The 24,370-nt window shown below is 37.8% G+C and carries 21 protein-coding genes; 14 read left to right on the forward strand and 7 right to left on the reverse strand.

The features are described 5' to 3' along the window. Window positions 1-187: 187 nt before the first annotated feature. The 7 genes from DET49_RS00485 (at window position 188) to DET49_RS00515 (ending at window position 9,269) form a co-directional block, all read left to right on the forward strand. Window positions 188-1,072: a hypothetical protein gene (locus tag DET49_RS00485; protein ID WP_133546185.1), complete on the forward strand. Its 885-nt coding sequence runs from the start codon at window positions 188-190 to the stop codon at window positions 1,070-1,072. Window positions 1,073-1,136: 64 nt separating this feature from the next. Beyond that, window positions 1,137-2,675, forward strand: coding sequence for a glycine--tRNA ligase (locus DET49_RS00490; protein WP_133546186.1), 1,539 nt, complete (start codon window positions 1,137-1,139; stop codon window positions 2,673-2,675). 202 nt (window positions 2,676-2,877) lie between these two features. Next, the gene (locus tag DET49_RS00495; RefSeq protein ID WP_133546187.1) at window positions 2,878-5,853 is read left to right on the forward strand and encodes a T9SS type A sorting domain-containing protein; all 2,976 of its coding nucleotides are present in this window, start codon (window positions 2,878-2,880) and stop codon (window positions 5,851-5,853) included. 26 nt (window positions 5,854-5,879) lie between these two features. Next, window positions 5,880-6,419 (forward strand): DinB family protein, encoded by a 540-nt coding sequence (locus DET49_RS00500; RefSeq protein ID WP_133546188.1) that lies wholly within the window; start codon window positions 5,880-5,882, stop codon window positions 6,417-6,419. Between the two features lie 52 nt (window positions 6,420-6,471). Beyond that, window positions 6,472-7,242, forward strand: coding sequence for an exodeoxyribonuclease III (locus DET49_RS00505; RefSeq protein WP_133546189.1), 771 nt, complete (start codon window positions 6,472-6,474; stop codon window positions 7,240-7,242). Between the two features lie 19 nt (window positions 7,243-7,261). Beyond that, window positions 7,262-8,209, forward strand: coding sequence for an OmpA family protein (locus tag DET49_RS00510; RefSeq protein WP_133546190.1), 948 nt, complete (start codon window positions 7,262-7,264; stop codon window positions 8,207-8,209). A gap of 22 nt (window positions 8,210-8,231) precedes the next feature. Next, window positions 8,232-9,269, forward strand: coding sequence for an NADP(H)-dependent aldo-keto reductase (locus tag DET49_RS00515; RefSeq protein ID WP_133546191.1), 1,038 nt, complete (start codon window positions 8,232-8,234; stop codon window positions 9,267-9,269). A gap of 31 nt (window positions 9,270-9,300) precedes the next feature. Here the strand turns inward: DET49_RS00515 and radA are convergent, their stop codons facing one another. Genes radA through panC form a run of 5 tightly spaced genes read right to left on the reverse strand, consistent with a single transcriptional unit; the run spans window position 9,301 to window position 14,052 of the window. Then, window positions 9,301-10,665 (reverse strand): DNA repair protein RadA, encoded by a 1,365-nt coding sequence (gene radA, locus DET49_RS00520; protein WP_133546192.1) that lies wholly within the window; start codon window positions 10,663-10,665, stop codon window positions 9,301-9,303. A gap of 19 nt (window positions 10,666-10,684) precedes the next feature. Further along, window positions 10,685-11,833: an alpha/beta hydrolase gene (locus tag DET49_RS00525; RefSeq protein ID WP_133546193.1), complete on the reverse strand. Its 1,149-nt coding sequence runs from the start codon at window positions 11,831-11,833 to the stop codon at window positions 10,685-10,687. A 37-nt stretch (window positions 11,834-11,870) separates the two neighbouring features. Then, on the reverse strand, window positions 11,871-12,836 hold the full coding sequence (locus DET49_RS00530) for a YbhN family protein (protein WP_133546194.1): 966 nt from the start codon (window positions 12,834-12,836) through the stop codon (window positions 11,871-11,873). Between the two features lie 4 nt (window positions 12,837-12,840). Further along, window positions 12,841-13,191 carry an aspartate 1-decarboxylase gene (gene panD, locus DET49_RS00535; RefSeq protein ID WP_133546195.1) on the reverse strand — a complete coding sequence of 117 codons (351 nt, stop codon included), beginning with the start codon at window positions 13,189-13,191 and terminating at the stop codon, window positions 12,841-12,843. A gap of 3 nt (window positions 13,192-13,194) precedes the next feature. Then, a complete protein-coding gene (gene panC, locus DET49_RS00540; RefSeq protein WP_133546196.1) occupies window positions 13,195-14,052 on the reverse strand; it encodes a pantoate--beta-alanine ligase in 858 nt (285 codons plus the stop codon). A 110-nt stretch (window positions 14,053-14,162) separates the two neighbouring features. Here panC and DET49_RS00545 point away from each other — a divergent pair, with 110 nt between their 5' ends. The 5 genes from DET49_RS00545 (at window position 14,163) to DET49_RS00565 (ending at window position 20,574) form a co-directional block, all read left to right on the forward strand. After that, window positions 14,163-14,975, forward strand: a complete 813-nt coding sequence (locus DET49_RS00545) for a glycogen/starch synthase (protein WP_133546197.1) — start codon at window positions 14,163-14,165, stop codon at window positions 14,973-14,975. Between the two features lie 13 nt (window positions 14,976-14,988). Then, a complete protein-coding gene (locus DET49_RS00550) occupies window positions 14,989-16,551 on the forward strand; it encodes a DUF4270 domain-containing protein (protein WP_133546198.1) in 1,563 nt (520 codons plus the stop codon). Between the two features lie 15 nt (window positions 16,552-16,566). Continuing rightward, entirely contained in the window at window positions 16,567-18,414 is a 1,848-nt protein-coding gene (gene glmS / locus DET49_RS00555) for a glutamine--fructose-6-phosphate transaminase (isomerizing) (protein WP_133546199.1), read from the forward strand. A 260-nt stretch (window positions 18,415-18,674) separates the two neighbouring features. Further along, window positions 18,675-20,189, forward strand: coding sequence for a F0F1 ATP synthase subunit beta (gene atpD / locus DET49_RS00560; protein ID WP_133546200.1), 1,515 nt, complete (start codon window positions 18,675-18,677; stop codon window positions 20,187-20,189). Between the two features lie 91 nt (window positions 20,190-20,280). After that, a complete protein-coding gene (locus DET49_RS00565; RefSeq protein ID WP_133546201.1) occupies window positions 20,281-20,574 on the forward strand; it encodes a hypothetical protein in 294 nt (97 codons plus the stop codon). A 49-nt stretch (window positions 20,575-20,623) separates the two neighbouring features. Here the strand turns inward: DET49_RS00565 and DET49_RS00570 are convergent, their stop codons facing one another. Both DET49_RS00570 and DET49_RS00575 read right to left on the reverse strand, forming a co-directional pair. Continuing rightward, window positions 20,624-20,830, reverse strand: coding sequence for a helix-turn-helix domain-containing protein (locus tag DET49_RS00570; protein WP_133546202.1), 207 nt, complete (start codon window positions 20,828-20,830; stop codon window positions 20,624-20,626). A gap of 2 nt (window positions 20,831-20,832) precedes the next feature. Next, entirely contained in the window at window positions 20,833-21,348 is a 516-nt protein-coding gene (locus DET49_RS00575) for a DUF2975 domain-containing protein (protein ID WP_166636520.1), read from the reverse strand. A gap of 248 nt (window positions 21,349-21,596) precedes the next feature. Here DET49_RS00575 and DET49_RS00580 point away from each other — a divergent pair, with 248 nt between their 5' ends. Next, window positions 21,597-23,906: a putative monovalent cation/H+ antiporter subunit A gene (locus tag DET49_RS00580; RefSeq protein ID WP_133546204.1), complete on the forward strand. Its 2,310-nt coding sequence runs from the start codon at window positions 21,597-21,599 to the stop codon at window positions 23,904-23,906. A 50-nt stretch (window positions 23,907-23,956) separates the two neighbouring features. Then, window positions 23,957-24,370 carry a Na+/H+ antiporter subunit B gene (locus DET49_RS00585; RefSeq protein ID WP_133546205.1) on the forward strand — a complete coding sequence of 138 codons (414 nt, stop codon included), beginning with the start codon at window positions 23,957-23,959 and terminating at the stop codon, window positions 24,368-24,370.

Consider the following 24,370-nt stretch of genomic DNA (forward strand, 5'->3'; position numbering starts at 1 on the left):
GAATAAAACCGGAGATTGATAATTCCTGGAGACAGCAGCTTTAATTACTTGTTTACCCTTTATTAAAGCATTGTTCCAGCAACTGTGCATTTTTGGATAGAATAAAAGGCTAAACCGTGAAACATTTGTTAAGTCCTCGTATTTTAACTTAAAAATCTCCTAAATTTACAAACAAAATTCTTTTAATATGATGACCGAAAAGAAAAATAACACTGCGCTTAAAATATTGACCGGAGTTTTAGCTGTGGCCTTATTGGCCTTAGGTATTTATACAATTAAATTTTACAATGAGGAAAAGGAAAATAGAGCTATCCTGACTAAAGAAAAAGAGGTTATTGAAGATGAACTTAATGATTTGATTATTAAATACGACGAGGCGATCGCAGAGAATCAGATTATGGATCAAAATCTTGTGGATGCACGAGATAGAATAGAGCGCTTACTCGATTCTGTAGAAGATAATGAGGCTAATCTTTTGCTAATTTCGCGGTATAGAAGAGAAATTGGCAATCTTAAAGCTGAAAAGGAACGATTGTTTAGAGTGGTAGATAGCTTGAATCGTCAAAACCAGATGATGTCTCAAACTTTAGATAGTACAAATGTAATTTTACAAGAAAAAACCCGTTTATCGGATTCCTTACAAGATACCAACCAGGACCTTTCCAATAAGGTAGACCTTGCAGCACAGCTTAAAATAACAAACCTTCGTGGAGAAGGTGTTATTGTTAGAAATAGTGGGAAATTGGTAGAAAACGATCGAACCGGAAGGATAGATCAGGTACGGACTTGCTTTACCATAACTGCCAACGATCTTGCTGGTCCCGGAGAAAGGGATATGTATGTGCAGGTCTATAATCCGGAGAATGAACTGGTAGGCGATCAAATTGTGGTAGAGCACGAGGGCGGTCCTATGGTGTATAGCGCAGCTTCAAAAGTATATTATGAGAATAATGAGCTAGATGTTTGTTTGCTGGCCAATACAAATGAAGATAAATTATTGGAGGGTACCTATAAAGTATATGTTTATGCAAATGCAACTTTACTGGGAACAGCCTCTTTTAACCTAAAATAATTAAAAACCTAAAAATCAAAGGCCGCCCTGCTATATATCAGGGCGGTTTTTTTATTTTTGTGCTATGGCAAAACAAGAAGACTTTTTTAAAAATGTAATATCCCATGCGAAAGAGTATGGGTATATTTTTGCATCAAGTGAAATATACGACGGCCTTAGTGCTGTTTACGATTATGGGCAAAACGGAGCGGAATTAAAGAGGAATATCAAGGAATACTGGTGGAAAAGTATGGTGCAGTTGCACCAGAATATAGTAGGATTGGATGCGGCAATTTTAATGCATCCAACTACCTGGAAGGCCTCTGGACACGTGGACGCCTTTAACGATCCATTAATTGATAATAAAGATTCTAAAAAGCGGTATCGTGCGGATGTCTTGGTTGAAGATTTTGCAGAAAAGATAAATCAAAAAGCTCAGAAAGAAATCGCAAAAGCAAGGAAGCGTTTTGGTGAGAAATTTGACGAAGAAGAGTTTATAACTACCAATCCCCGGGTTATTCGCTATAAAAAAGAAGAAAAGAAAATTCTAGAGCGACTTGCGAAATCACTTACTGATGAGAATTTAGCTGATGTGAAGGCGTTAATTGAAGAGCTGGAAATCGCTTGTCCCGAAACAGGTTCTAGAAACTGGACTGATGTTAAACAGTTCAATTTGATGTTTGGAACCAAATTAGGAGCTTCAGCTGATTCTGCTACTGATTTGTATTTACGGCCTGAAACCGCCCAGGGAATTTTTGTAAATTTTTCTAACGTACAAAAAACTGGAAGGATGAAAATTCCTTTTGGAATTGCTCAGATAGGAAAAGCTTTCAGAAATGAAATAGTAGCCAGACAATTTATATTTCGCCAGCGAGAATTCGAACAGATGGAGATGCAATTTTTTGTACGTCCTGGTGAAGAATTAAAATGGTTTGAGCACTGGAAAGAAACGCGTCAGAAATGGCACACTTCCCTAGGCTTAGGTGAAGAAAATTATCGTTTCCATGACCATGAAAAAATGGCGCATTATGCCAATGCCGCTACCGATATTGAGTTTAATTTCCCCTTTGGTTTTAAAGAACTCGAAGGAATCCACTCTAGAACAGATTTTGACCTGAAGGCACACGAAGAACATTCGGGAAAGAAATTGCGTTTTTATGATCCCGAGCTAAAGGAGAATTACGTTCCTTATGTAATTGAAACTTCTATTGGTTTAGACCGAATGTTTTTAGCCGTTTTTTCAGCTTCATTAAAAGAAGAGGAACTTGAAGGCGGGACCACTAGAACGGTCTTGAAATTACCCGCAGTCCTTGCTCCCACCAAAGCTGCAGTGCTTCCTTTAGTTAAAAAAGATGGGTTACCAGAACTTGCTCAGGAAATTATAGAAGAACTGAAATGGGATTTCAGGGTGCAATATGATGAAAAAGATGCTATTGGGCGAAGATATCGCAGACAAGATGCAGCAGGAACCCCGCTTTGTATCACTGTAGATCATGATTCTTTAGAGGACAAACAAGTTACTGTGCGTTACCGGGATACTATGGAGCAGAAACGTGTTTCCATTACAGAATTAAAAGAACTCATTCAACAGGAAGTTGATTTTAAGGCTTGGATGAAAAAGTAAAAAATAGTATTTATTTTTTGTTTTTATTCATAAGTATGTCATAGGTTGGATTGCATATTTTTTTGAATAATAATAATCTTCGCATTTTTAGAAATAGTATTTATTTTAATAAAGGAGTGGTTAATTAACTTAATCGCTCCTTTTGTTTTAGATAAGCATGGAATCATTATTTTTAGATTGTAAAAGAAGAAGTCGCATAAAAATGAAAAAAATAATAATCCTTTTAGTTTTAATTTTTGGTTTTCATTCTATAATTCTTGGGCAAGAGAGGGAGACTTCCGGCCCGGTATATATAGATTCTGCCAAAGCATTCCCTTCTTCTGCTATGGCTAAAAGAAAACTAATTCCGCCCCTAAAGGAATTCAAGATATACAATCCCAGAAATCGTGGAATTAATAAAATTGTACCAGGAAAAGGATTGCCCAAGACAAAAACGGATGCGCTTCAGCAAAAAATGGGGGAAATCCAGGTAAAGGCTCCTTATTTTACTTTTGAAGCTGTTTCTACCCAGGCAACCCCTACAGATCCAACGGGAGCTGCTGGGCCAAATCATTATGTAAATGGTTGGAATTCAGCATTTTCTATTTTTGATAAATTGGGTAACCGAATTATAGAACCCACATCCCTGGCTAGTATTGGTGGTGAGTTTACCAATGAAACCCTTGGAGACCCCATAATTCTATATGATGATTTTGCAGACCGATGGATAATTTCACAATTTAGTGATACCCCGGAGAGCTTTTTAATCGCTGTATCTCAGGGACCCGATCCTGTTAATGATGGATGGTATACTTATCGATTTACAACCAATGGAGTTTTGCCTGATTATCCCAAGATTTCAGTTTGGGGAGATGGCTATTATATCACGACCAATAAAAATTCCAGAACTGCTGCTACCAGCCAGGTGGTATATGCTTTAGAAAGAGATAAAATGCTTCTTGGAGAAACTGCCCAAATAATGGCATTTCCCCTGCCCGGAATAGAAACAAATGGGTTTTACAGCCCTGCAGGATTTTCAGGAATTGGAGAAAACTTACCTCCGCGTGGAAATTCGCCGATAATTTATTTACAGGATGATGCCTGGGCAGGAATAAGCGAAGACCATTTAAAACTTTGGCTCATTAATGTAGACTGGAGCGATCCTTTAGTTTCTACGATTTCAGAATCCCAGGAATTAGGTTCCGCTGAGGGTGTTTCTCCCTTTATATCAACTTTTGATGGAGGTTCTTTTGCCAATCTTTCTCAACCAGGGGAGGACAATCCGGAAATCGATGCTCTACAGGCCACGATGATGTATATGACCACCTATCGGCGTTTCCCGGATTATAATTCCGTGGTAATGAATTTTGTAGTAGATGTAGATCCAAGCGCGGCAGAACATGCAGGCATCAGATGGTATGAATTGCGGCAACAAAATGTAGGAGATCTTTGGAGTGTTTACCAGGAAGGCACCTATGCCCCGGATAACAGTGATCGGTTTAGCGGAAGTATTGGAATGGATAAGGAAGGAAATATTGCTCTTGGTTATACGGTTCTAAATGATAATCCACAAGATCCCGTTTACCCGTCCCTACGTTATACGGGAAGATACCAAAATGATGAATTAGGTATTATGACTATAGAAGAACAGAATATAGTTGAAGGAGAAAGTCCCAATCCTAATTCGAGGTATGGTGATTATGCCCACTTAAGCGTAGATGCAGCCGATGGGCTTACCTTTTGGCATAATGGAGAATACTTTGAGGGTCAACTTAGAAAAAATCACGTAGGCGTTTTTAAAATAGCACCAGATTTTGATAACGATATTGGGGTAGTGTCCTTAATTGGCCCAGAGGATTCGAGTTTGAGTTCAAATGAAGAAATCACTATTAAAATAAGGAATTACGGCCGAAATGCCCAATCTAATTTTGAAGTAAGCTATACTATAGCAGGGGGTGGGGAAGTTACCGAATTTTTCGAAGAAAGCATTCCCGGAACAAGTACCGTTGAATATACTTTTTCTCAAACTGCCGATCTTTCCCAGGTTGGGGAAACCTACGAATTCCTTTTCAGCACAGATTTAGAAAACGATCAAAATTTTGAAAATGATACCTTAATTGCATCTGTTCGAAATTTACCTCCAAATGATGTTGGGGTAACCTCTATTGATGCTCCCCAAACCGGGGAGAGCTTGGGAACCTCAGAAGAAGTTACTATAAGCATTGAAAATTTTGGAGGCGAACCGCAACAGGATATTCCTGTTTTTTACCAGGTGGGCAATAACACGCCCGTAACGGAAGTTTTTAATGGTATTCTGGATGTTGGCGGACTTGAAGTTTATACTTTTGATGAAAGCGCCGATATTTCACCTTCTGGGACCTATAGGATTAGTTCTGGGACCCGCCTGGAGAACGATTTTGAACCAGATAATGATATAAGCGTAAGGTCCGTTGCCAATTTAAACTGTATTCCAGAAGGGTCTGATTGTAGTTACGGGGATGGGATTTTCTTTTATGAATTGGAAGGCGTTCTCAATGAACGAATTCCTTGTGGAAATGGTTATGCTGATTTTATTGGTTTAGAATCTGTTTTAGATCGTGCAGAAGGACAGTTCACGGTGTCGGTACAATCTTTATTTGGGGAATTAACCGAAGAGAATTCCGAACGTTTTTCTTTATGGATAGACTTGGATGATGATGCAGTATTTGAAGACGAAGAGCGTTTGATCACCTCCGAAATCATCCCTACGGCACGTGAATGGTATTCTTACGATTTTAGTCTTCCCTTTGATGCACCTTTAGGACAGCACTTGTTAAGAATTAGGGCAGGAGATGTAGATTTTGATGGAGATCTGGATAGTCCCTGTGAAGTGATGGAATACGGTACTACCCACGATTATTCAGTTAATGTTACTGATTCTACCCTGGATATAGAAGATTTTATTCTAAACGAAGCTGAATTACTTGTGCTTTCCGAAGGAAATAAACAGTTTAGGATTGTTATGGAAACAGATTATGATGAACCTTTACGAATTACAGTTCATAATGTGTTAGGTCAAAAATTATTAGAAAATCAGATAGAAAATAATGGTACCGGATATGTTTACGAATTAAATATGTCTTATGCTGCAAGAGGTGTTTATTTGGTGCGAGTGGGTACGCGAGAAGTAGGAAAAATTCAACGATTTATTGTAAAATAGTTAATCTAATTTTATAACTTTTATCGGTGTATACGGAAGATTTCATCAATAGGCTAGATGAACTAACTTTAAAGTTCAGTAGGGAGTTTGGAGAACTCAGTGAACGTGAAATTCACTGGAAACCAGATCCTGAAACCTGGAGTATTGCCCAAAATATAGAACATCTTATTTTAATTAATCAATCTTATTTTCCGATGATTGATAAGTTGAGAATTAAGGATCATAAAAAACCATTTATAGCAAATTTCAGTTTTTTGGTGAATTTCTTTGGAAGGACTATCTTAAAATCGGTTCAGCCCAGTACAAGTAGAAAGACCAAAACTTTCTCCATCTGGAAACCTGCTGAAAATAGCAAGTCAAAAAATGTTGTTTTTAGATTCATGGAGCATCAGGAGAAATTAAAGCAGAAAATTATACACTCAGAGGATCTATTAAAACAAAATGCGATAATTTCTTCACCTGCAAATCCTAAAATCGTATATAAAATTGATGCTGCCTTTAAAATTATTCTCGCCCATGAGGAAAGACACTTTCAACAGGCTAAAAAGCTGCTGAAAATTCAGTAATTCAACTTGTAAATCTGCCATTTAGCCTTATTTTTGAGGAAAATTGACTTTCATGAAAATCATTTCCTATAACGTAAATGGAATTAGGGCTGCCGTACGAAAAGGTTTTTTAGATTGGGTTCAACAGGCAAATCCTGATTTGGTTTGTCTTCAGGAGATAAAAGCAAATCCCGATCAATTAAATCTAGATGATTTCAAGGAAGCCGGCTATCCTTATCATTATTGGTATCCCGCTCAAAAGAAAGGCTACAGTGGCGTCGCGATTCTAAGTAAACACAAGCCTTTACATATAGAATATGGTACAGGTATAGATTATATGGATCATGAAGGACGAACGATTCGGGCTGATTTTGAAAATTTTTCAGTCATAAGTCTGTATTTACCTTCAGGAACTAATAATGCCCGGCTGGATCACAAGCTTCAGTTTATGGATGATTTCCAGCAATATATAGACCAATTAAAACAGGATTTTCCCAATTTGATAATTTGCGGGGATTATAATATTTGCCACCAGGCTATAGATATCCACGACCCTGTTCGACTAAAAAATGTTTCTGGATTTTTGCCAATTGAGCGTAAATGGATTGATAATTTTATGAAAAGCGGTTTTATTGATTCATTCAGGCATTTTAATCAAGATGGAGATAATTATTCGTGGTGGAGTTATCGTGCCAACGCACGCGCCAATAACAAAGGTTGGCGTATCGATTATAATTTGGTAGCTGAGCCTTTGCAAGAAAAGCTAAAACGCGCCGTTATATTACCCGAAGCCAAACATAGTGACCACTGTCCTATTTTGGTAGAATTGGAATCAGATTTTTAATATGTAATAGTTTAAAGTTATGAGAAAATTAATTGTTTTGGCTGTTTTAGCAATTTTCATGCTAAATTCTTGTGTTTCTTCAAAAAAATATCAGGAACTCGAAGGTAGACACGCTGATTTAAAACGTGAAAGCAGAAATATACAATCTGAACTTGATAAATATAAAAATCTAGATAAAGAATTTTCAGCATTGAAAAAGCAATATGCTGAGCTCAAGGCAGAAAGAGATCGGTTAAAAGATGAATTGGAAAGTTCGCAAAAAAACTATGCAGCACTTAAGAATTCTTACGATGCTTTAGAGGAAAATAGTTCGGCTGCTATTGCCGAAAATTCCCGGCAAAACCGTCAGTTGCTTGAAGAGCTCGAGAAAAAGGAACAATCCTTGGTAGCAGAACAGGCCAGGCTAAATAAATTGCAACGTGAACTTGATGCACGTTCCAGAAGAGTAAACGAGCTCGAAGGATTAATCGCTGCAAAAGATGCGAAAATGAATGCCTTAAAAGATGCGATTTCTAAAGCTTTAACCAATTTTGAAGGTAAAGGTTTAACCGTCGAGCAACGTGAGGGTAAGGTTTATGTCTCCATGGAAAATAAGTTATTATTCAGCTCGGGAAGCTGGGCGGTAAATGCAGAAGGAAGAAAGGCTGTTCAGCAATTAGGTCAGGTTTTAGCGCAAAATCCCGATATAGCTGTTCTGATTGAAGGTCACACCGATAATGTGCCCTACGGGGGAAGCGGTCCGTTAAATGATAACTGGGATCTTTCGACCAAACGTGCAACTTCTATTGTGCAAATATTAAAAGAAAACAATAATATAGATCCACAAAATTTAACTGCTGCCGGTCGTGGGGAGTACGCGCCTATTGCTACCAACGAAACCGCAGAAGGAAGAGCGAAAAACCGAAGAATTGAGGTTATTTTAACTCCAAAATTAGATGAGGTGACAAAATTATTAAATGAAGAATAGAACATTTTCCAAATAAAATTTAATGGAATATACCAAACTCCCTAATACCGATATAAAAGTAAGTAAGATTTGCCTTGGCACGATGACCTGGGGCGAACAGAACACTGAAGCTGAGGGTCACGAGCAAATAGAATTTGCACTTGATAAAGGAGTGAACTTCCTGGATACTGCTGAAATGTATTCCATTCCTGGGAAACCACAAACTCAGGGAAGCACCGAAGAAATTATTGGATCCTGGTTTAAAAAGTCAGGAAAAAGACAGGAAGTGGTGTTGGCTTCAAAAGTTGTGGGACCAGGAAATTCCATGGATCATATTCGAGAGAATCTTGGTTTTACCAAGAAGGCTGTTACCGATGCTTTACATAAAAGTTTAAAAAGATTACAAACGGATTATATTGATCTTTATCAATTACACTGGCCTGAAAGAAATACTAATTTCTTTGGAAAAAGAGGTTATGAACATGATAATGGCGACGCCTGGAAGGAGAATTTTAAAGAAGTTTTGGAAACTTTAAATGGTTTTGTAATAGATGGAAAAATTCGTCAGGTAGGTTTATCTAATGAAACACCGTATGGAGTGATGCGCTTTCTGGAAGAAGGCAGAAAGTACAATTTACCAAAAATGATCACTGTTCAAAATCCATATAATTTACTCAACCGAAAGGATGAAATTGGACTCACCGAGATCCTTCATCGGGAGAAGGTAGGATTACTTCCTTATTCGCCATTAGGGATGGGTACTTTAAGCGGGAAGCATCTAGAAGGAATTCGGTCAAAGTCAAGATTAGGCTTATTTCCACAATATAAAAGATATTCAGGAAAACAGGCAGTAAAAGCCACCCTGGCTTATAGCGAGGTCGCTAAAAAGTATGAGTTGAATTTCGCACAAATGTCCCTGGCCTTTGTAAATAGCCGACCCTTTGTAACCAGTAATATTATAGGTGCAACTTCAATTAAGCAATTGCAAGAAAATATTGGAAGCATAGATTTAGAAATCTCTGAAGAAGTATTGGAAGCCATTAATCAGGTGCACGAAACTTATCCCAATCCGGCACCCTGATTTTCCTGTCAAAATAGGAAATTCCATAGGTTTATCCGAATAAATAACTTACCACATCTTCAATTTTAGCAACTTTAATTATATTAATGCTAAAGTTATTTTTGGGAATTTTACTTTGTTTGGAAACCAGAATGGAGGCAAAACCCAGTTTTTCAGCTTCAATAATTCGTTGTTCTATCCGAGTGACGGGTCTAATTTCTCCAGCGAGTCCGACTTCTGCGGCAAAACAGATGTTCTTTTCGATAAAAATATCTTCATTTGAAGATAATATTGCGGCAATCACGGCAAGGTCTATCGCGGGGTCGTCTACGCTAATTCCCCCGGTAATATTCAGGAAAACATCCTTAGCACCTAGCCTAAAACCTGCTCGTTTTTCTAAAACTGCAAGTAACATATTCAGTCTCTTCGCATTGTATCCAGTAGCAGAACGCTGAGGAGTTCCGTACACTGCAGTACTTACCAGGGCCTGAATCTCTATCATAAGCGGCCGCATCCCTTCTAAAGTGGCTGAAATAGCAGTTCCGCTAAGGTCTTCTTCGTTTTTGGAAATTAAAATTTCTGAAGGATTGGAAACTTCCCTTAGGCCACTGCCTTGCATTTCGTAAATGCCCAGCTCGTGAGTGGAACCAAAACGGTTTTTATGCGCTCTTAAAATCCGATAAACATGGTTTCTGTCGCCTTCAAACTGTAATACAGTGTCCACCATATGTTCCAGTACTTTGGGTCCGGCTATACTACCTTCTTTAGTAATATGGCCAATTAAAATAACTGGAGTGTTTGTTTCTTTTGCAAATTTTATAAGTTCTGCAGTACATTCCCTAATTTGTGAAATACTCCCCGGAGCGCTTTCAATATAATCACTATGCAAGGTTTGAATAGAATCTATAATTACTACTTCGGGCTGGATAACTTCAATTTGTTTAAATATATTCTGAGTTTTAGTTTCTGTAAGAATATAGCAATTGGCAGCCAGGGGATTGATTCGTTCTGCGCGCATTTTTATTTGCTGCTGACTTTCTTCTCCGGAAACATATAAAACTTTATAAGTTAACTGAAGTGAAATCTGAAGCAAGAGCGTACTTTTTCCGATTCCCGGTTCACCGCCCAGTAGGGTGAGCGATCCAGGAACAAGCCCGCCACCCAGAACCCGGTCCAGCTCATTATTGCCAGTATGCCATCGGTTCTGGGGGCTATTTTCAATTTCGGCAATTTTTAATGGTTTTGCAGTACGTTTTGCCTCACGCTCGCTAGGTGACTTCCAGTCCTTTGGATTGGGTTTTTCTACAATTTCTTCAGCAATAGTATTCCATTGGCCACAGGCATTGCATTTGCCTTGCCATTTCGAAAATTGGCTACCACAATTCTGGCAGTAAAACGTTGATTTAACCTTGGGCATTTAGCTCTAAAATTTCCTGCTAATAACCGAAATCTTTTTTAATTGCATCAGCTTTTGCCAGCATAAAATCTGCATTTAAAAATGCAATTTCTTCCTGTCCATAGGCATTCTGATAGGTACGCATTGCTTTCTTTGGATCTCCGGTTTCTTCTTCATACCGTGCTTCAAAAAAAGTACCCAGCATAGTTCCTGGAAAATTATCGTATGCAAGTTTACTCAGGTCTTTATAATCTTCCCATCGTCTTGTTTTTTCAATCGCATTATACACTGCCATAAAATCATTAAGCCTAATTTTTTTCTGAATTCCGAAAAGCTCATTGATGCTTTCATATTTATCGGTTAAGAATTCCACAGAAGATACTGAAGTTTGTAATAAAAGCTCATTGTAATCCTTCTTGCTAATCGGTCTGTAAACATTAAATATGCTTAGTAACGCCGATGGTATTGCTTTGCCTACCAGCGTATAGTGGGTTGCGTTTTCAAAGTTGTCGAAGGCATAGGTTACTAAATCATTTTCTATTGCAGAAAGTTGGGAGTTTAAATCTTCGATTCCCTTTTTTAGCTGGGGAATATCTTCGGTGCCAGTGGCCAGATATAACCATTTTTTTGTTTCAGATTTTCTCAGGGCGCTGCTGATTCTATCTGCCATTAATGGTGCGAGGTCTGGACTTAAATTAATGTAACCATCAAAGATTGGATCGGTTTTTAACAAATAATAATTGATGAAATTTGCAGTATAATCGTGGCCTGCTATTACCCGGAAATTTGAAGTTCGGTATTTGTCATCTAGATGCTGCAGAAGCTCCATTCCGAGAAATTCAAAAAAGGCCGCACCTTTATCGGCAGGAAGAAAATTTCGATCTTCATAATAAGCATCATCCATCCGGGTTGAGCTTTGATTGACGCCTACTACGATCATTTCAGGAGTATCTTCCCAATAAGAATAATAATCTACGTTTCCCGCTATCGGCTCAAATAGGTAATCGCCATCAAGTACTAAAAATACCGGGTAAGTTTTTTCGGTATTTTCTTCATAATTCCTGGGTAATTGGATCTTGATTTCCCTTGTTTGGCCGAGTTTTTCGGAAGAAATCGTTTCGTAAAGAATTTGTGCTGAGCTAAGTAGAGGTACTGCCATCAGCACAAAGAATAGTAATTTTTTCATCATAGGTGTTGAGTTTTGTTTAACCAACACAAGATATAGATTATTTCCGACGGTTGAAAATAGGAAGAAGGAGGAAGGAAAGTCCTCCTAAAATCAACACTAATAAGGTTTGTGTGCCCCAGGTAATCCAGCCAAAAGCTTCGCCGTTTTGTTTAGAAATTCCAAAAAGCACCAGAATAGCACCAATGGCAACGGGATATACCCCAATTCCGCCATTAGTGGCAGAAATCGCAAAAGAACCTACTACAAAAGCTGCCATTATAACGGAAAATTCAATACGTTCAAGACCTGGTATAGAAAATACAACTACGTAAAACATAAGAATATACATTAACCAGATAAAAAGCGTGTGGAATATGAAGGCCCATTTTTGTCTCATTCTCAAAATACTACGCATACCTTCCAAAAGGCCTTTAGCCGTTTTTTTGATGCGAATTAGAAATGGAAGTTTCGATCTTTTTATTATCTGAAGTATTAGAATCCCAATTAAAATTAATCCAAAAAGAATACCTATGCTAACTACGGGATTAATGTCGTTGGCTTCAAAATAAGCCAAAAGGTGTTCGGTTTGGAGAAAAAAGGTAAAAGCTGTTATGCTAAGCATCACCACTACATCTGCAATTCTTTCAGAAATGATAGTTCCAAAGGCTTTTTCAAAAGGGATTTTTTCATAAGAAGAAAGACTTGCAGCCCGCAGTACTTCTCCTGATCTTGGAATCCCAAAGTTTGCCAGGTATCCAGCCATAACAGCCATAAAACTGTTTGGTAATTTTGGGTTGTATCCCATTGGCTCCAACAAAAACTTCCATCGATAGGCACGGGAGAGATGTGAAAGTGTACCAAATAAAATGGAAAGTAGCAAAAACCAGGGATTTGCATTCAAAATATTTTGCCATAATTCCTCCCGTTCCTGCGGTGAGGCACTTTCAAGAGAATACCAGATTAAAAAAACTCCCAAAAATAATGGGAGTATAATTTTAAGTAATTTGATTATTTTATTCTTCAATTGACTAACTCAAGAGATTGGTTTCTTCGTTCGGAAAAACAAGGGAAGGCTTAAAAGTTTTAGCCTCTTCCAAATCCATAATGGCATATGCGATAAGGATTAGGATATCGCCTTTTGCGACTTTTCTTGCCGCTGCTCCATTTAAAGTGATTTCACCAGAATTTCTTGGTCCAGGGATAACATAAGTTTCTAAACGTTCACCATTGTTATTGTTTACAATCTGAACTTTTTCACCTTCAATTATATTTGCAGCTTCCATTAAATCTTCATCTATTGTGATGCTGCCAATATAATTAAGATCGGCACCTGTAACTTTTACCCTATGTATCTTAGATTTTACTACGTGAACTTGCATAGATTATTTTTCGAGGTTTAAAGCAATGTTATCTATTAGTCTGATATCGCCGGCATAGGCGGCAATAAAAGCACGGTAAGAATTGCCTTTTCTTTTTCTTTTAATTTTTTTTAAAGTTTGGGTATTGGCAATTTCGAAATATTCCAGTTTTAAAATGGGATGGTTTTCAAATTGTTCTTTAACCCAGTTGTGAATATAATCAGCACTTTTTGTGCCAAATAATTCCTTGGCTTTAAGAAGGGTTATGTATATAAAAGAAGCTTTTTCCCGCTGTTTGGTATCCAGTCTTTCGTTTCTCGAACTTCTGGCCAAACCATTTTCTTCTCGTAAAATAGGACAACCAATTATCTCCACTGGAAGCCCTGATTTTTCTGTTAATCTTCTTACTATTTGTAATTGTTGAAAATCTTTTTCACCAAAAAATGCTTTATGGGGTTCAACGATAGTTAACAACCTTTTTACTATAGTTCCAACACCGTCAAAATGTCCGTGTCGGTATTTTCCTTCCATTACTCGTTCCAGGCCGTCAAAATTAAACTGTTCAGAACGAACATTTTTACCGTATAATTCGTTTGCTGAAGGAGCAAAGATCCAAAGGTTTGGGCTGGCTTTTTCCAGGAGTTTTATATCCTCATTTAAAGTGCGGGGATATTTCTCCAGATCGGCTGGGTTGTCAAACTGGGTTGGGTTTACAAAGATGCTGATAATCACACGATCGCAGGTTTTTAACGCCTGTTTCACCAGGGACAAATGACCCTGATGTAAGGCACCCATAGTAGGTACCAGACCAATGGTTTTAGCAATGGATTTTTCGGCTTTTATCGCCTCTTTTAAAGGGGTTTTTTCTTTGAAAACCTGCATTTTATTATAAAATTAACAGCGTGCAAACTTAATATATTACCAGCAATCTGCATAAATTTTTGTAATTTTGCGTGTTTTTTGTTCGCAATCGCAATTAAAGCAATCAATTTATGAAAGATAAGAGGATATTATACGTATCATCTGAAGTTATTCCTTACCTGCCTGAAACCGAAATATCATCCACGTCTTTTGAAGCCGCAAAAATGGTAAATAATATTGGAGGGCAAATTAGAATTTTTATGCCCCGGTTTGGTAACATCAATGAACGTCGCCATCAGTTACACGAAGTGATCAGACTGTCGGGGATGAATTTGGTGATAAATGACCTGGATATGCCGTTGATAATTAAAGTAGCTTCGATCCCTAAGGAGAGAATGCAGGTTTATTTTATTGACAACGAAGATTATTTTAAAAGAAAAGCCACCCTTACCGATGAGGAAGGTAAAATGTTTCACGATAACGATGAGCGTGCTATCTTTTTTGCAAAAGGAGTAATAGAAACCGTTAAGAAATTAAACTGGTCCCCCGATATTATTCACGTTCATGGCTGGCTGGCATCTTTATTGCCACTTTATCTTAGACGTTATTATGGGAACGAACCTTTATTTAGTGGCGCAAAAATTGTTACCTCTGTATACAATCAAGACTTCGAAGGAACGTTAGATGAGAACATGCAGGAGAAAGTATTGTATGACGGGATGGAAAAAGAAGATATAAAACATTTAAAAACCCCAAACTTTGTTAATCTAATGAAGCTTGCTGCAGATCATTCAGATGCTATAATTACAGCGGGTGAAAGTATTCCCGAAGATCTTTCAATATACCTTAGCAGGATTAATAAACCGTTGCTCCCATATAAAAACAGGGAAGAATTTAGCCAGGCTTATCAAGAATTTTACACTAACGAAGTTTTATCAAAATAGAAATTTTTATCGAATGAATTTAATGAGAATGTTGTATAAAACAGCAACTTTATTTGTTGTTGTTTTTGCTTTTGTGGCTTGTGATAATGAATATAGCACCGTAGGAGGTGAAATTATAGAAAACCCCAGTAATCTCGAGCTACAAGAAGTTGAAGTAACTGCTTACAATAAAAATATTACTTCGGTACAAACCAATAATCTGAGTAATTATTTATTAGGAGTCTATAATCACCCGATTTACGGGCAGTCGACCGCAAGCATACTAAGCCAACTCTCCTTGCCTACTAATAATCCTACATTCGGGGTAGAGCCAGAACTTGATAGTGTGGTTTTAACTATTCCATACTTTAGTACTGAAGGTGATTCAGATGAGGATGGTAACATCCAATATGCATTGGATTCAATTTATGGAAACACACCAATAAAATTAACTATTCAGGAATCTAATTACTTCCTAAATAATTATGACCCAGAGGAAGATTTTGAAGAAAGCCAGAAATATTATTCCGATCAACAGGAATTGTTTCAGGACAATCTTGTGGGGGATATAATTTATGAAAATGAATCCTTTCTTCCTTCATCACAACCTATTGTTTCTTATAAAGAAAATGAAAATGGAGAACAGGACACTATTACTTCTGGTCCTGCTTTAAGGGTGAAACTTCCGGTGGCTTATTTTGAGCAAAAAATTATTGAGAAAGAAGGTTCGAGCGTACTTAGTAATAATAATAATTTTAAAAATTATTTACGCGGAATGTTCATTAAGGCGGAAGCTACTGCTGAAGATGGTACAATGATGTTGCTTGATCTTAATACCGCTAATGCTGGGGTAGAGCTTTTTTACACTTCAGAGGTAGAAACTACAACAGATGGAGAGACAGAAACGACAAGAACCCGAAGAAGTTATGAATTGGATTTTGGAACTACCATTGTAAATACTTTTGTGGGGGAATATCCGGGAGATGTATTACAGGCCATACAAGAATCAAACGAGGAGTCTGGGGCGGAGAAACTTTTTGTTGATGGAGGTGAAGGTACGGTTGCCGTAATCGAGCTTTTTGAAGATGAAGAACAATTAGCGGAGATCAAGGAAAACAACTGGTTGATCAATGAAGCAAACCTTACATTCTACGTGGATCAGGATTTTGCTGGTGATATTAATGAGCCTACCCGGCTTTATCTTTACGATTTGGATAATAACAGGGTTTTAGCTGATTACAGTTTTGCTGCTAATTTTATAAGTGATGGTAATGAGCTTAATCCTTCTGTTTCACTGTCCTCTTTTTCAGGTCCTTTAGAAAGGGATGAAGATGGAAATGGGATTCGTTACAAACTTAATTTAACCCAACACGTCAACAATATTATTGAGGAGGAAACAGATAATGTGAGATTAGGTCTGGTTATCACTCAAAATATTAATATTACCAATACATCTGCAGTAAGATATTCTGAAGATGTAGAGTTTTTTCCAAGTATGGGAATTATTACACCTAAAGGAACCGTGTTGCACGGCAACCTTTCAGATAATGAAGATAAGAGATTAAAGCTTAGAATATATTATACCGAAGTTAATTAATAATACCAATATACTATGTGCGGAATTGTAGGATATATTGGGCATAGGGATGCATATCCCGTTGTCCTAAAAGGACTCCAAAGACTGGAATATCGTGGATATGATAGTGCAGGAATTGCCTTATACGATGGGAAAGAACTAAAACTTTGTAAAACAAAGGGGAAGGTTGCCGATCTAAAAGAAAAACTTGAAAATACCATTACTACCAATGGAAATGTGGCGCTTGGCCATACACGTTGGGCGACCCATGGGGTGCCTAACGATGTAAATAGTCATCCCCATTATTCAAATTCTGGTGATATTGTAATTATCCATAATGGGATTATAGAGAATTACGATTCCCTAAAAAAGGAACTAAAAACTCGTGGCTATACCTTTAAAAGTGATACCGATACTGAAGTCTTGGTAAACCTTATTGAAGATGTTATCATTAATGAAGGTGTTAAGCTTGGGAAGGCTGTTCAAATAGCGTTGAACCAAACTATTGGTGCTTATGCTATTGCTGTCTATAATAAAACCAAGCCCGACGAGATTGTAGTAGCCCGCTTAGGAAGCCCTCTTGCGATTGGAGTTGGGGAGGATGAATTTTTTATCGCCTCCGACGCCTCTCCTTTTATAGAATATACCAACAATGCAATTTACCTTGAAGATGGTGAAATGGCAGTAGTGAGAAGAGGTAAGGAAGTTAAGGTAAGAAAGATAAAGGATGATACCTTAGTTGATCCTTATATTCAGGAATTGCAACTTAACCTTGAGCAAATAGAGAAGGGGGGATATGAGCATTTTATGCTTAAGGAAATTTATGAGCAGCCTACAGCAATCAAGGATACCTATCGAGGTAGAATGTTGGCAGATGAAGGTTTAATAAGAATGGCCGGGGTAGATGATAACCTGGAGCGCATTGCCAATGCCAAACGAATTCTTATTGTAGCCTGTGGTACAAGCTGGCACGCCGGACTGGTAGCAGAATATATTTTTGAAGAACTTGCAAGAATTCCTGTAGAAGTGGAATATGCTTCGGAATTCAGATATCGCAATCCTATTATTTCAGAAAAAGATGTAATTATTGCGATCTCTCAAAGTGGGGAAACCGCCGATACAATGGCTGCTATAAAACTTGCCAAAGAAAAGGGTGCTTTCGCTTTTGGAGTTTGTAATGTGGTTGGATCTTCCATTTCCAGAGAAACTCATGCTGGAGCCTACACCCACGCGGGACCCGAAATTGGGGTGGCTTCAACAAAAGCCTTTACTACGCAGATTACCGTGCTTACTTTAATGGCACTAAAACTAGCAAAGCATAAGGGCACGATCTCCCATACAGATTTTATGACCTATTTGCAGGAAATGGAACGTATTCCTGGCAAAATTGAAAAAGCCCTACAAGGTGATGAACATATAAAGATGATAGCCGATATCTATAAAAATGCACGGAACTGTCTTTATTTAGGAAGAGGGTTTAATTTCCCTGTGGCTTTAGAAGGTGCTCTTAAATTAAAAGAGATATCATACATACACGCGGAAGGTTATCCTGCTGCTGAAATGAAACACGGTCCGATTGCACTTATTGATGAAGAAATGCCAGTAGTGGTTATAGCAACTAAAAAAGGACATTACGAGAAGGTAGTAAGCAACATTCAGGAAATAAAGTCGCGAAGCGGTAAGATTATCGCTATCGTTACCGAAGGAGATACTGAAGTTCGTGATCTAGCCGATCACGTTATTGAAGTTCCTGAAACTCTAGAGCCGTTAACACCGCTTCTTACAACTATCCCGCTGCAGTTATTATCGTACCATATTGCTGTTATGCTTGGAAAAAATGTAGACCAGCCCAGGAATTTAGCAAAATCGGTTACGGTAGAATAATATTCTAAAGTAAAAAATTGAACCATATAAAAATCCCTTTTGAAAATTTCAGAAGGGATTTTTGAATTTTAAATTAAATTAAAGCTTGTTTTTGCCGGCTTTAAATAGCCTGGAAAAAGTTATTTTCAGAGAAGTATGAATTTAGCAAGAAAAAACTATCTTTGCAGCCTGAAAATACCCTATTTGGGAATTTAACTTATTGTAAATTATTCCGTTGGGTTTTGAGATATTTTAAATTAGAAACATTAAAAGATTAAATAATGTCTAAAGTAACAGGTAAAGTTGCGCAAATTATTGGCCCTGTAGTTGATGTTGCCTTCAACTCAGAAAATGGTGAATTACCAAATATCTATGATTCTTTGGAAATTACCAGGAAGGACGGTTCCCTTTTGATTTTAGAGGTGCAATCGCATATTGGTGAAGAAACAGTTAGAACAGTTTCCATGGATTCTACCGATGGTTTAAGTCGAGGTGTAGAAGTGGTTGCCACAGGAGCCCCTATACAAATGCCGGTGGGTAAAGAAGTTTATGGTCGTTTGTTTAATGTGGTAGGAGATGCTATTGACGGGCTTGGGAATTTGCCTAAAGCAGGTAAGGATGGTATGTCTATCCATAGAGAGGCTCCAAAATTTGAAGATTTATCTGTTTCTACTGAAGTATTATTTACTGGGATTAAAGTAATTGATCTGATTGAGCCTTATGCAAAAGGTGGAAAAATCGGTCTATTTGGAGGTGCTGGTGTTGGTAAAACAGTTCTCATCCAGGAATTGATTAACAATATTGCCAAAGGCCACGGTGGTCTTTCGGTGTTTGCCGGTGTAGGAGAGCGTACCCGTGAAGGGAATGACCTGCTTAGGGAAATGCTTGAATCTGGTATTATTAAATATGGTGATGCTTTTTCTGAATCTATGGAAAAAGGTGGATGGGACCTGGAAAAAGTTGATAAATCTGCTATGCTTGAGTCAAAAGCGACTTTCGTTTTTGGACAAATGAACGAGCCACCTGGAGCACGTGCTCGTGTAGCACTTTCAGGATTGACTATTGCAGAATATTTCCGTGATGGTGCCGGGGAAGGCCAGGGTAAAGACGTTCTTTTCTTCGTAGATAATATTTTCCGTTTTACGCAGGCCGGTTCAGAAGTGTCCGCACTTCTTGGACGTATGCCTTCTGCAGTAGGTTATCAACCCACTTTGGCCACAGAAATGGGGGCGATGCAGGAGCGTATTACTTCCACAAAAAATGGATCTATTACATCTGTACAGGCGGTTTATGTGCCTGCTGATGACTTGACAGACCCCGCGCCAGCAACAACTTTTGCCCACCTGGATGCTACAACAGTACTTTCACGTAAAATTGCCGAACTTGGTATTTATCCTGCAGTAGATCCTTTAGAGTCTACTTCAAGAATTCTTACCGCTGATATTTTAGGTGCCGATCACTATAAATGTGCGCAACGAGTAAAGGAGCTTTTGCAGCGTTATAAGGAATTGCAGGACATTATTGCTATACTTGGTATGGAGGAGCTTTCTGAAGAAGATAAACTAGCAGTATCGCGAGCAAGACGGGTTCAGCGTTTCCTTTCTCAACCCTTCCATGTTGCAGAACAGTTTACTGGTTTAAAAGGAGTACTGGTGGATATTAAAGACACTATCAAAGGATTTAATATGATTATGGACGGGGAGTTAGATCACCTTCCGGAATCTGCCTTTAACCTTAAAGGAACCATCGAAGAAGCAATAGAAGCCGGTGAAAAAATGTTAGCTGAAGAAGATTAATAAATAGCAAACAGTAATGAGTTGATAGTAGTAGTATTTTATTACTCGATAATACTGCAAACTAAAACTTACAACCTGTAAACTAAAATATATGTACCTAGAAATAGTAACTCCTGAAGCTGTAGTATTTAAAGCGAATGTAGATGCGGTAAAAGTTCCCGGTCACGATGGGGAATTTCAAATGCTAAACAATCACGCACCTATAGTTTCCACATTGGTTGAAGGTGAAGTTAAAATTCAACTTGCTGCTTCTAATAAAGAACTTGACGATGAGCTTTCTGAAGAGTTTAGAAAAGATTCAGTCAATAGTAATATTCTTTATTATATGATTAAAGGTGGTGTACTTGAATTAAAAGACAATAAGGCCATTATTTTGGCCGATTAATTTTTCAGGAAACTCAATATAAAAAAAGCCGGGAAAACTCCTGGCTTTTTCAGTTTCTGCTGTATTTTAGAATATCTCTTGGTTGGCAGTTTAAAACTTCACAAATGGCCTCTAAAGTAGAAAACCTTACCGCTTTTGCCTTGCCTGTTTTTAAGATAGAAAGGTTAGCAGTGGTAATCCCTATTTTCCCAGCAAGCTCGGTGCTTTTCATATCATTTTTTTCAAGAATCTTATCGAGATTAATTGTTATTGGCATAGCTAAACGGTTAATTCGTTTTCTTCTTTAATATTTTTTGCTTGCTCAAAAACTTTACTAAGTAAAATAAAGAATAATCCGAGTGCAAAGGTAAACCAGAACGAGTTCACAGAGAGTTCCATATCCAGGCTCATTCTTGCTTTATTCTTTAAAATTAATGAACTTATAAAATTTAGGATAGGAGCAACTATAGTGACTATTATAATTAATTGGCCGGTAAGATTTAAGGCCTTTATCTGAAAGGGTGTAAACACACGATCTTTAAAAAAACTTTTTATGAGCTTTCGAAGAACGTAAATGATGAAAATGAACAAACAGGATTTTAAAATACTTAAAAATATTACGATAACCACAGGGACGGTATATATTTCTATTTTCACTCCATCTATACTCAAGGGTATTAGATCTTCCTGACTTACAGCGTTAAAAACGGGGACTAATATTGAAATTAATAGCGTGAAAAGAATTAGTATAAGACAAATGTCTAAAACTCTTTTTAGAAATAAAGGTGGCTTCACAAATATTCAATTATTGTTTTACGATAACAAACCTACATCAAATTATCGACTAACAATAATTAAAAAACAAAAAAATATGGTTTATTTTCAGACTTTTAAGAACTTTGCTAAGAAACAGGCTTTTTAAAATGATTAAAAATAAGAAGCTTTTAAATCGGGATTCTTAAGGCTTAAACGATGCTTTTGCCTGTAAAACTTAAATAATAACTCTTATATTTGCGGGGAACGGACTTTTTGAGAGAAAATATATGCTAGCAGCAATACTTTTAGGTTTTTTATTCGCAATACTTCTGGTTTTCACAGGAAAGTTCTTCAGGGGAAAACTAGCCGTTCTTTCAGCAATTATTCCGGGTGCACTTTTTGCTTATTTCGCGAGTTTCATTCCGGAAATTGCTTCAGGAGAAATCATTAGCAGGACTTATCAATGGGTTCCTGCCTTCGGGGTAGATCTTAGTTTTAAACTAGACGGACTCTCTCTTCTTTTTTCATTAATGATCACGGGAATTGGTTTCCTGGTCTTTGCATATACCGCTTCATACCTTAAAGGACACAAATATTTAGATCGCTTCTACGGATATCTTAGCTTGTTTATGGCTGCGATGCTTGGTTTGGTCCTTTCAGACAATATTATCTCACTTTTTGTATTCTGGGAATTAACCAGTATAAGTTCATTTTTCTTAATCGGGTTTAATAATTCAAATCCAGCCTCGCGAAAGTCGGCTTTAACCGCTTTGGGAATTACAGGATTTGGAGGGTTTTTCTTATTAGCAGGAGCTTTGTTGCTCGGTAATATCACAGGAACCTTCACTATTTCTGAAATGCTTGGCATGAAAGAAGCCATTGCCGGAAGTGAATATTACATCCTGGCAGTGCTCTTTATTTTTGTAGCGGCATTTACTAAATCGGCACAGTTTCCATTTCATTTCTGGTTACCTGGTGCAATGAAAGCGCCAACTCCGGTTTCCACTTATTTGCACTCGGCCACAATGGTAAAAGCGGGTATTTACCTGCTAATGCGTTTTACTCCCATATTGGGAGATCAGGAATTCTGGAATACAAGCTTAATAATTGTGGGGGGAATTACTATGGTTTATTCTGCTATACATGCCCTTTTTAGAACTGATCTTAAAGGCGTTTTGGCCTATTCTACTATCTCAGCTTTAGGTATACTGGTTTTTCTCATTGGATTGGGGACTAAAGGTGCTTTTTTGGCCGCAGCGGTTTTTATCATTGTACACGCGCTTTATAAAGCGACCTTGTTCCTGGTTACAGGTATTATAGATCACCAAACCGGAACACGGGATGTAACCAGATTAGGTGGATTACGAAAAATTATGATGCCAGTGGCCATAGCCGGTATTTTGGCAGCGATCTCCAGTGCTGGAATTCCACCTTCTATAGGTTTTCTCGGAAAAGAATTAACTTATGAGGCCAGTGCACATGCGGAAACTTTCACGGTCATAATTGTCATCGCTATTGTACTTACAAAAATATTACTGCTTTGGGCTGGTTTTGTTGCCGGAATAAAACCTTTTGTTGGGAAGCTACCTGAGGCTCATAAAGATGTAAAAGCTCCAGGATTTTTAATGTGGGGGCCGGCCATTATTTTAGCAGTTTTAGGAATTTTGTTTGGAATTTTTCCAAAGCTTATAGAATCGGCACTGGTCAAACCTGTAGTTTTAGCTTTAGGTGCAGATGCCTCTGATTATCACCTTGCCTTATGGCACGGCTTTAATACGGTTTTACTTCTGAGTGGAATTACAATAGCAGTGGGGATTCTCCTATATTTTTTCGTAAAACCGTCCATAAAATTGGAAAACAGAATTGGTAAGCTGGAATTTATTTCTCCAAAAAGTATCTTGGAAAAAGGAACACACTATTTCGGTGTATTTTCGGCATTCTGGACCAATGTATTTCAAAATGGCTATTTGAGAAATTATGTGACTACTATTGTTTTGTTCCTTGTGGTGTTGGTGAGTTATATTCTTTTTGGAACAGCGGGAGTTACAATCGATTATAGCAAGCTTTCTCAAGTTACCGCCTATGAGTTAGTGGTGGCTATAATTTTAATTGCAGGGGTTTTCTACACTGTTTTTACAAAATCCAGATTAGCGGCTGTAGCTGCTATGGGTGTTGTAGGGTTGGCAATATGTTTAATCTTCGTGTTTTACAGTGCACCAGATCTAGCGATGACACAATTTTCTATAGACACCCTCACTGTAATTTTATTTGTTTTGGTCCTTTACAGGTTGCCAAAATATCTATCCCTTTCAGATTATAAAATGAGAATTAGGGATGGCATATTATCAGTGTCTTTAGGAGCAATAATATGTTTATTGGCATTACAGGTTTTAGCCGAACCAACCAATAGTGAGATAAGTGACTTTTATGCGGAAAATGCCTACAAAATGGCTCATGGGAAGAACGTGGTAAATGTAATTCTTGTTGATTTCAGGGGTGCAGATACGCTTATTGAAATTTCAGTATTGGCAATTGCCGCTATCGGTGTATTTGGGCTATTAAAATTGAGATTGAAAAGTACCGATAGATCCCAGTAAAATGAACTAAAACTGTCTTGAAAGAGGCATTAAGTAAAAATTATAGAGCGATGAGAACCTTAATATTAAAAACAGCTTCTAATTACCTTTTACCGGTACTGCTGGTGTTCTCCATTTTCATACTACTGCGAGGGCACTATTTGCCAGGCGGTGGTTTTGTTGGCGGACTTATAGCTGCAATCGCTTTTGTTTTGCATGCCTTCGCCAATGGACTGGATAATACAAAAGGTTTGTTGAGATTTCATCCTGGGTTTTTGATGCCGGTCGGGTTGGGACTTGCTTTTTTCAGTGGGTTAACACCGGTGCTGTTTTTTGACGATCCTTTTATGACTGGGCTTTGGTTTCCAGAACCCTTTCCTGTTATTGGAAGTGTTGGCTCAGCCTTATTTTTTGATATTGGGGTTTACCTGGTGGTAATTGGTGTAACCCTAACAATAATATTTACAATTTCAGAATCAGCTTAA

It is taken from the genome of Salegentibacter sp. 24, assembly GCF_004362395.1.
Taxonomy (GTDB): Bacteria; Bacteroidota; Bacteroidia; order Flavobacteriales; family Flavobacteriaceae; genus Salegentibacter.

What these genes read in the sequence shown, in the direction of transcription:
- DET49_RS00545 (WP_133546197.1), top strand. Translation starts at nt 14,163, where the DNA reads ATGAAAGATAAGAGGATATTATACGTATCATCTGAAGTTATTCCTTAC.
- DET49_RS00495 (WP_133546187.1), top strand. Translation starts at nt 2,878, where the DNA reads ATGAAAAAAATAATAATCCTTTTAGTTTTAATTTTTGGTTTTCATTCT.
- DET49_RS00515 (WP_133546191.1), top strand. Translation starts at nt 8,232, where the DNA reads ATGGAATATACCAAACTCCCTAATACCGATATAAAAGTAAGTAAGATT.
- radA (WP_133546192.1), bottom strand. Translation starts at nt 10,665, where the DNA reads ATGCCCAAGGTTAAATCAACGTTTTACTGCCAGAATTGTGGTAGCCAA.
- DET49_RS00490 (WP_133546186.1), top strand. Translation starts at nt 1,137, where the DNA reads ATGGCAAAACAAGAAGACTTTTTTAAAAATGTAATATCCCATGCGAAA.
- DET49_RS00550 (WP_133546198.1), top strand. Translation starts at nt 14,989, where the DNA reads ATGAATTTAATGAGAATGTTGTATAAAACAGCAACTTTATTTGTTGTT.
- DET49_RS00510 (WP_133546190.1), top strand. Translation starts at nt 7,262, where the DNA reads ATGAGAAAATTAATTGTTTTGGCTGTTTTAGCAATTTTCATGCTAAAT.
- DET49_RS00485 (WP_133546185.1), top strand. Translation starts at nt 188, where the DNA reads ATGATGACCGAAAAGAAAAATAACACTGCGCTTAAAATATTGACCGGA.
- DET49_RS00570 (WP_133546202.1), bottom strand. Translation starts at nt 20,830, where the DNA reads ATGCCAATAACAATTAATCTCGATAAGATTCTTGAAAAAAATGATATG.
- DET49_RS00585 (WP_133546205.1), top strand. Translation starts at nt 23,957, where the DNA reads ATGAGAACCTTAATATTAAAAACAGCTTCTAATTACCTTTTACCGGTA.
- DET49_RS00580 (WP_133546204.1), top strand. Translation starts at nt 21,597, where the DNA reads ATGCTAGCAGCAATACTTTTAGGTTTTTTATTCGCAATACTTCTGGTT.
- atpD (WP_133546200.1), top strand. Translation starts at nt 18,675, where the DNA reads ATGTCTAAAGTAACAGGTAAAGTTGCGCAAATTATTGGCCCTGTAGTT.
- DET49_RS00525 (WP_133546193.1), bottom strand. Translation starts at nt 11,833, where the DNA reads ATGATGAAAAAATTACTATTCTTTGTGCTGATGGCAGTACCTCTACTT.
- panD (WP_133546195.1), bottom strand. Translation starts at nt 13,191, where the DNA reads ATGCAAGTTCACGTAGTAAAATCTAAGATACATAGGGTAAAAGTTACA.
- glmS (WP_133546199.1), top strand. Translation starts at nt 16,567, where the DNA reads ATGTGCGGAATTGTAGGATATATTGGGCATAGGGATGCATATCCCGTT.
- panC (WP_133546196.1), bottom strand. Translation starts at nt 14,052, where the DNA reads ATGCAGGTTTTCAAAGAAAAAACCCCTTTAAAAGAGGCGATAAAAGCC.
- DET49_RS00505 (WP_133546189.1), top strand. Translation starts at nt 6,472, where the DNA reads ATGAAAATCATTTCCTATAACGTAAATGGAATTAGGGCTGCCGTACGA.
- DET49_RS00565 (WP_133546201.1), top strand. Translation starts at nt 20,281, where the DNA reads ATGTACCTAGAAATAGTAACTCCTGAAGCTGTAGTATTTAAAGCGAAT.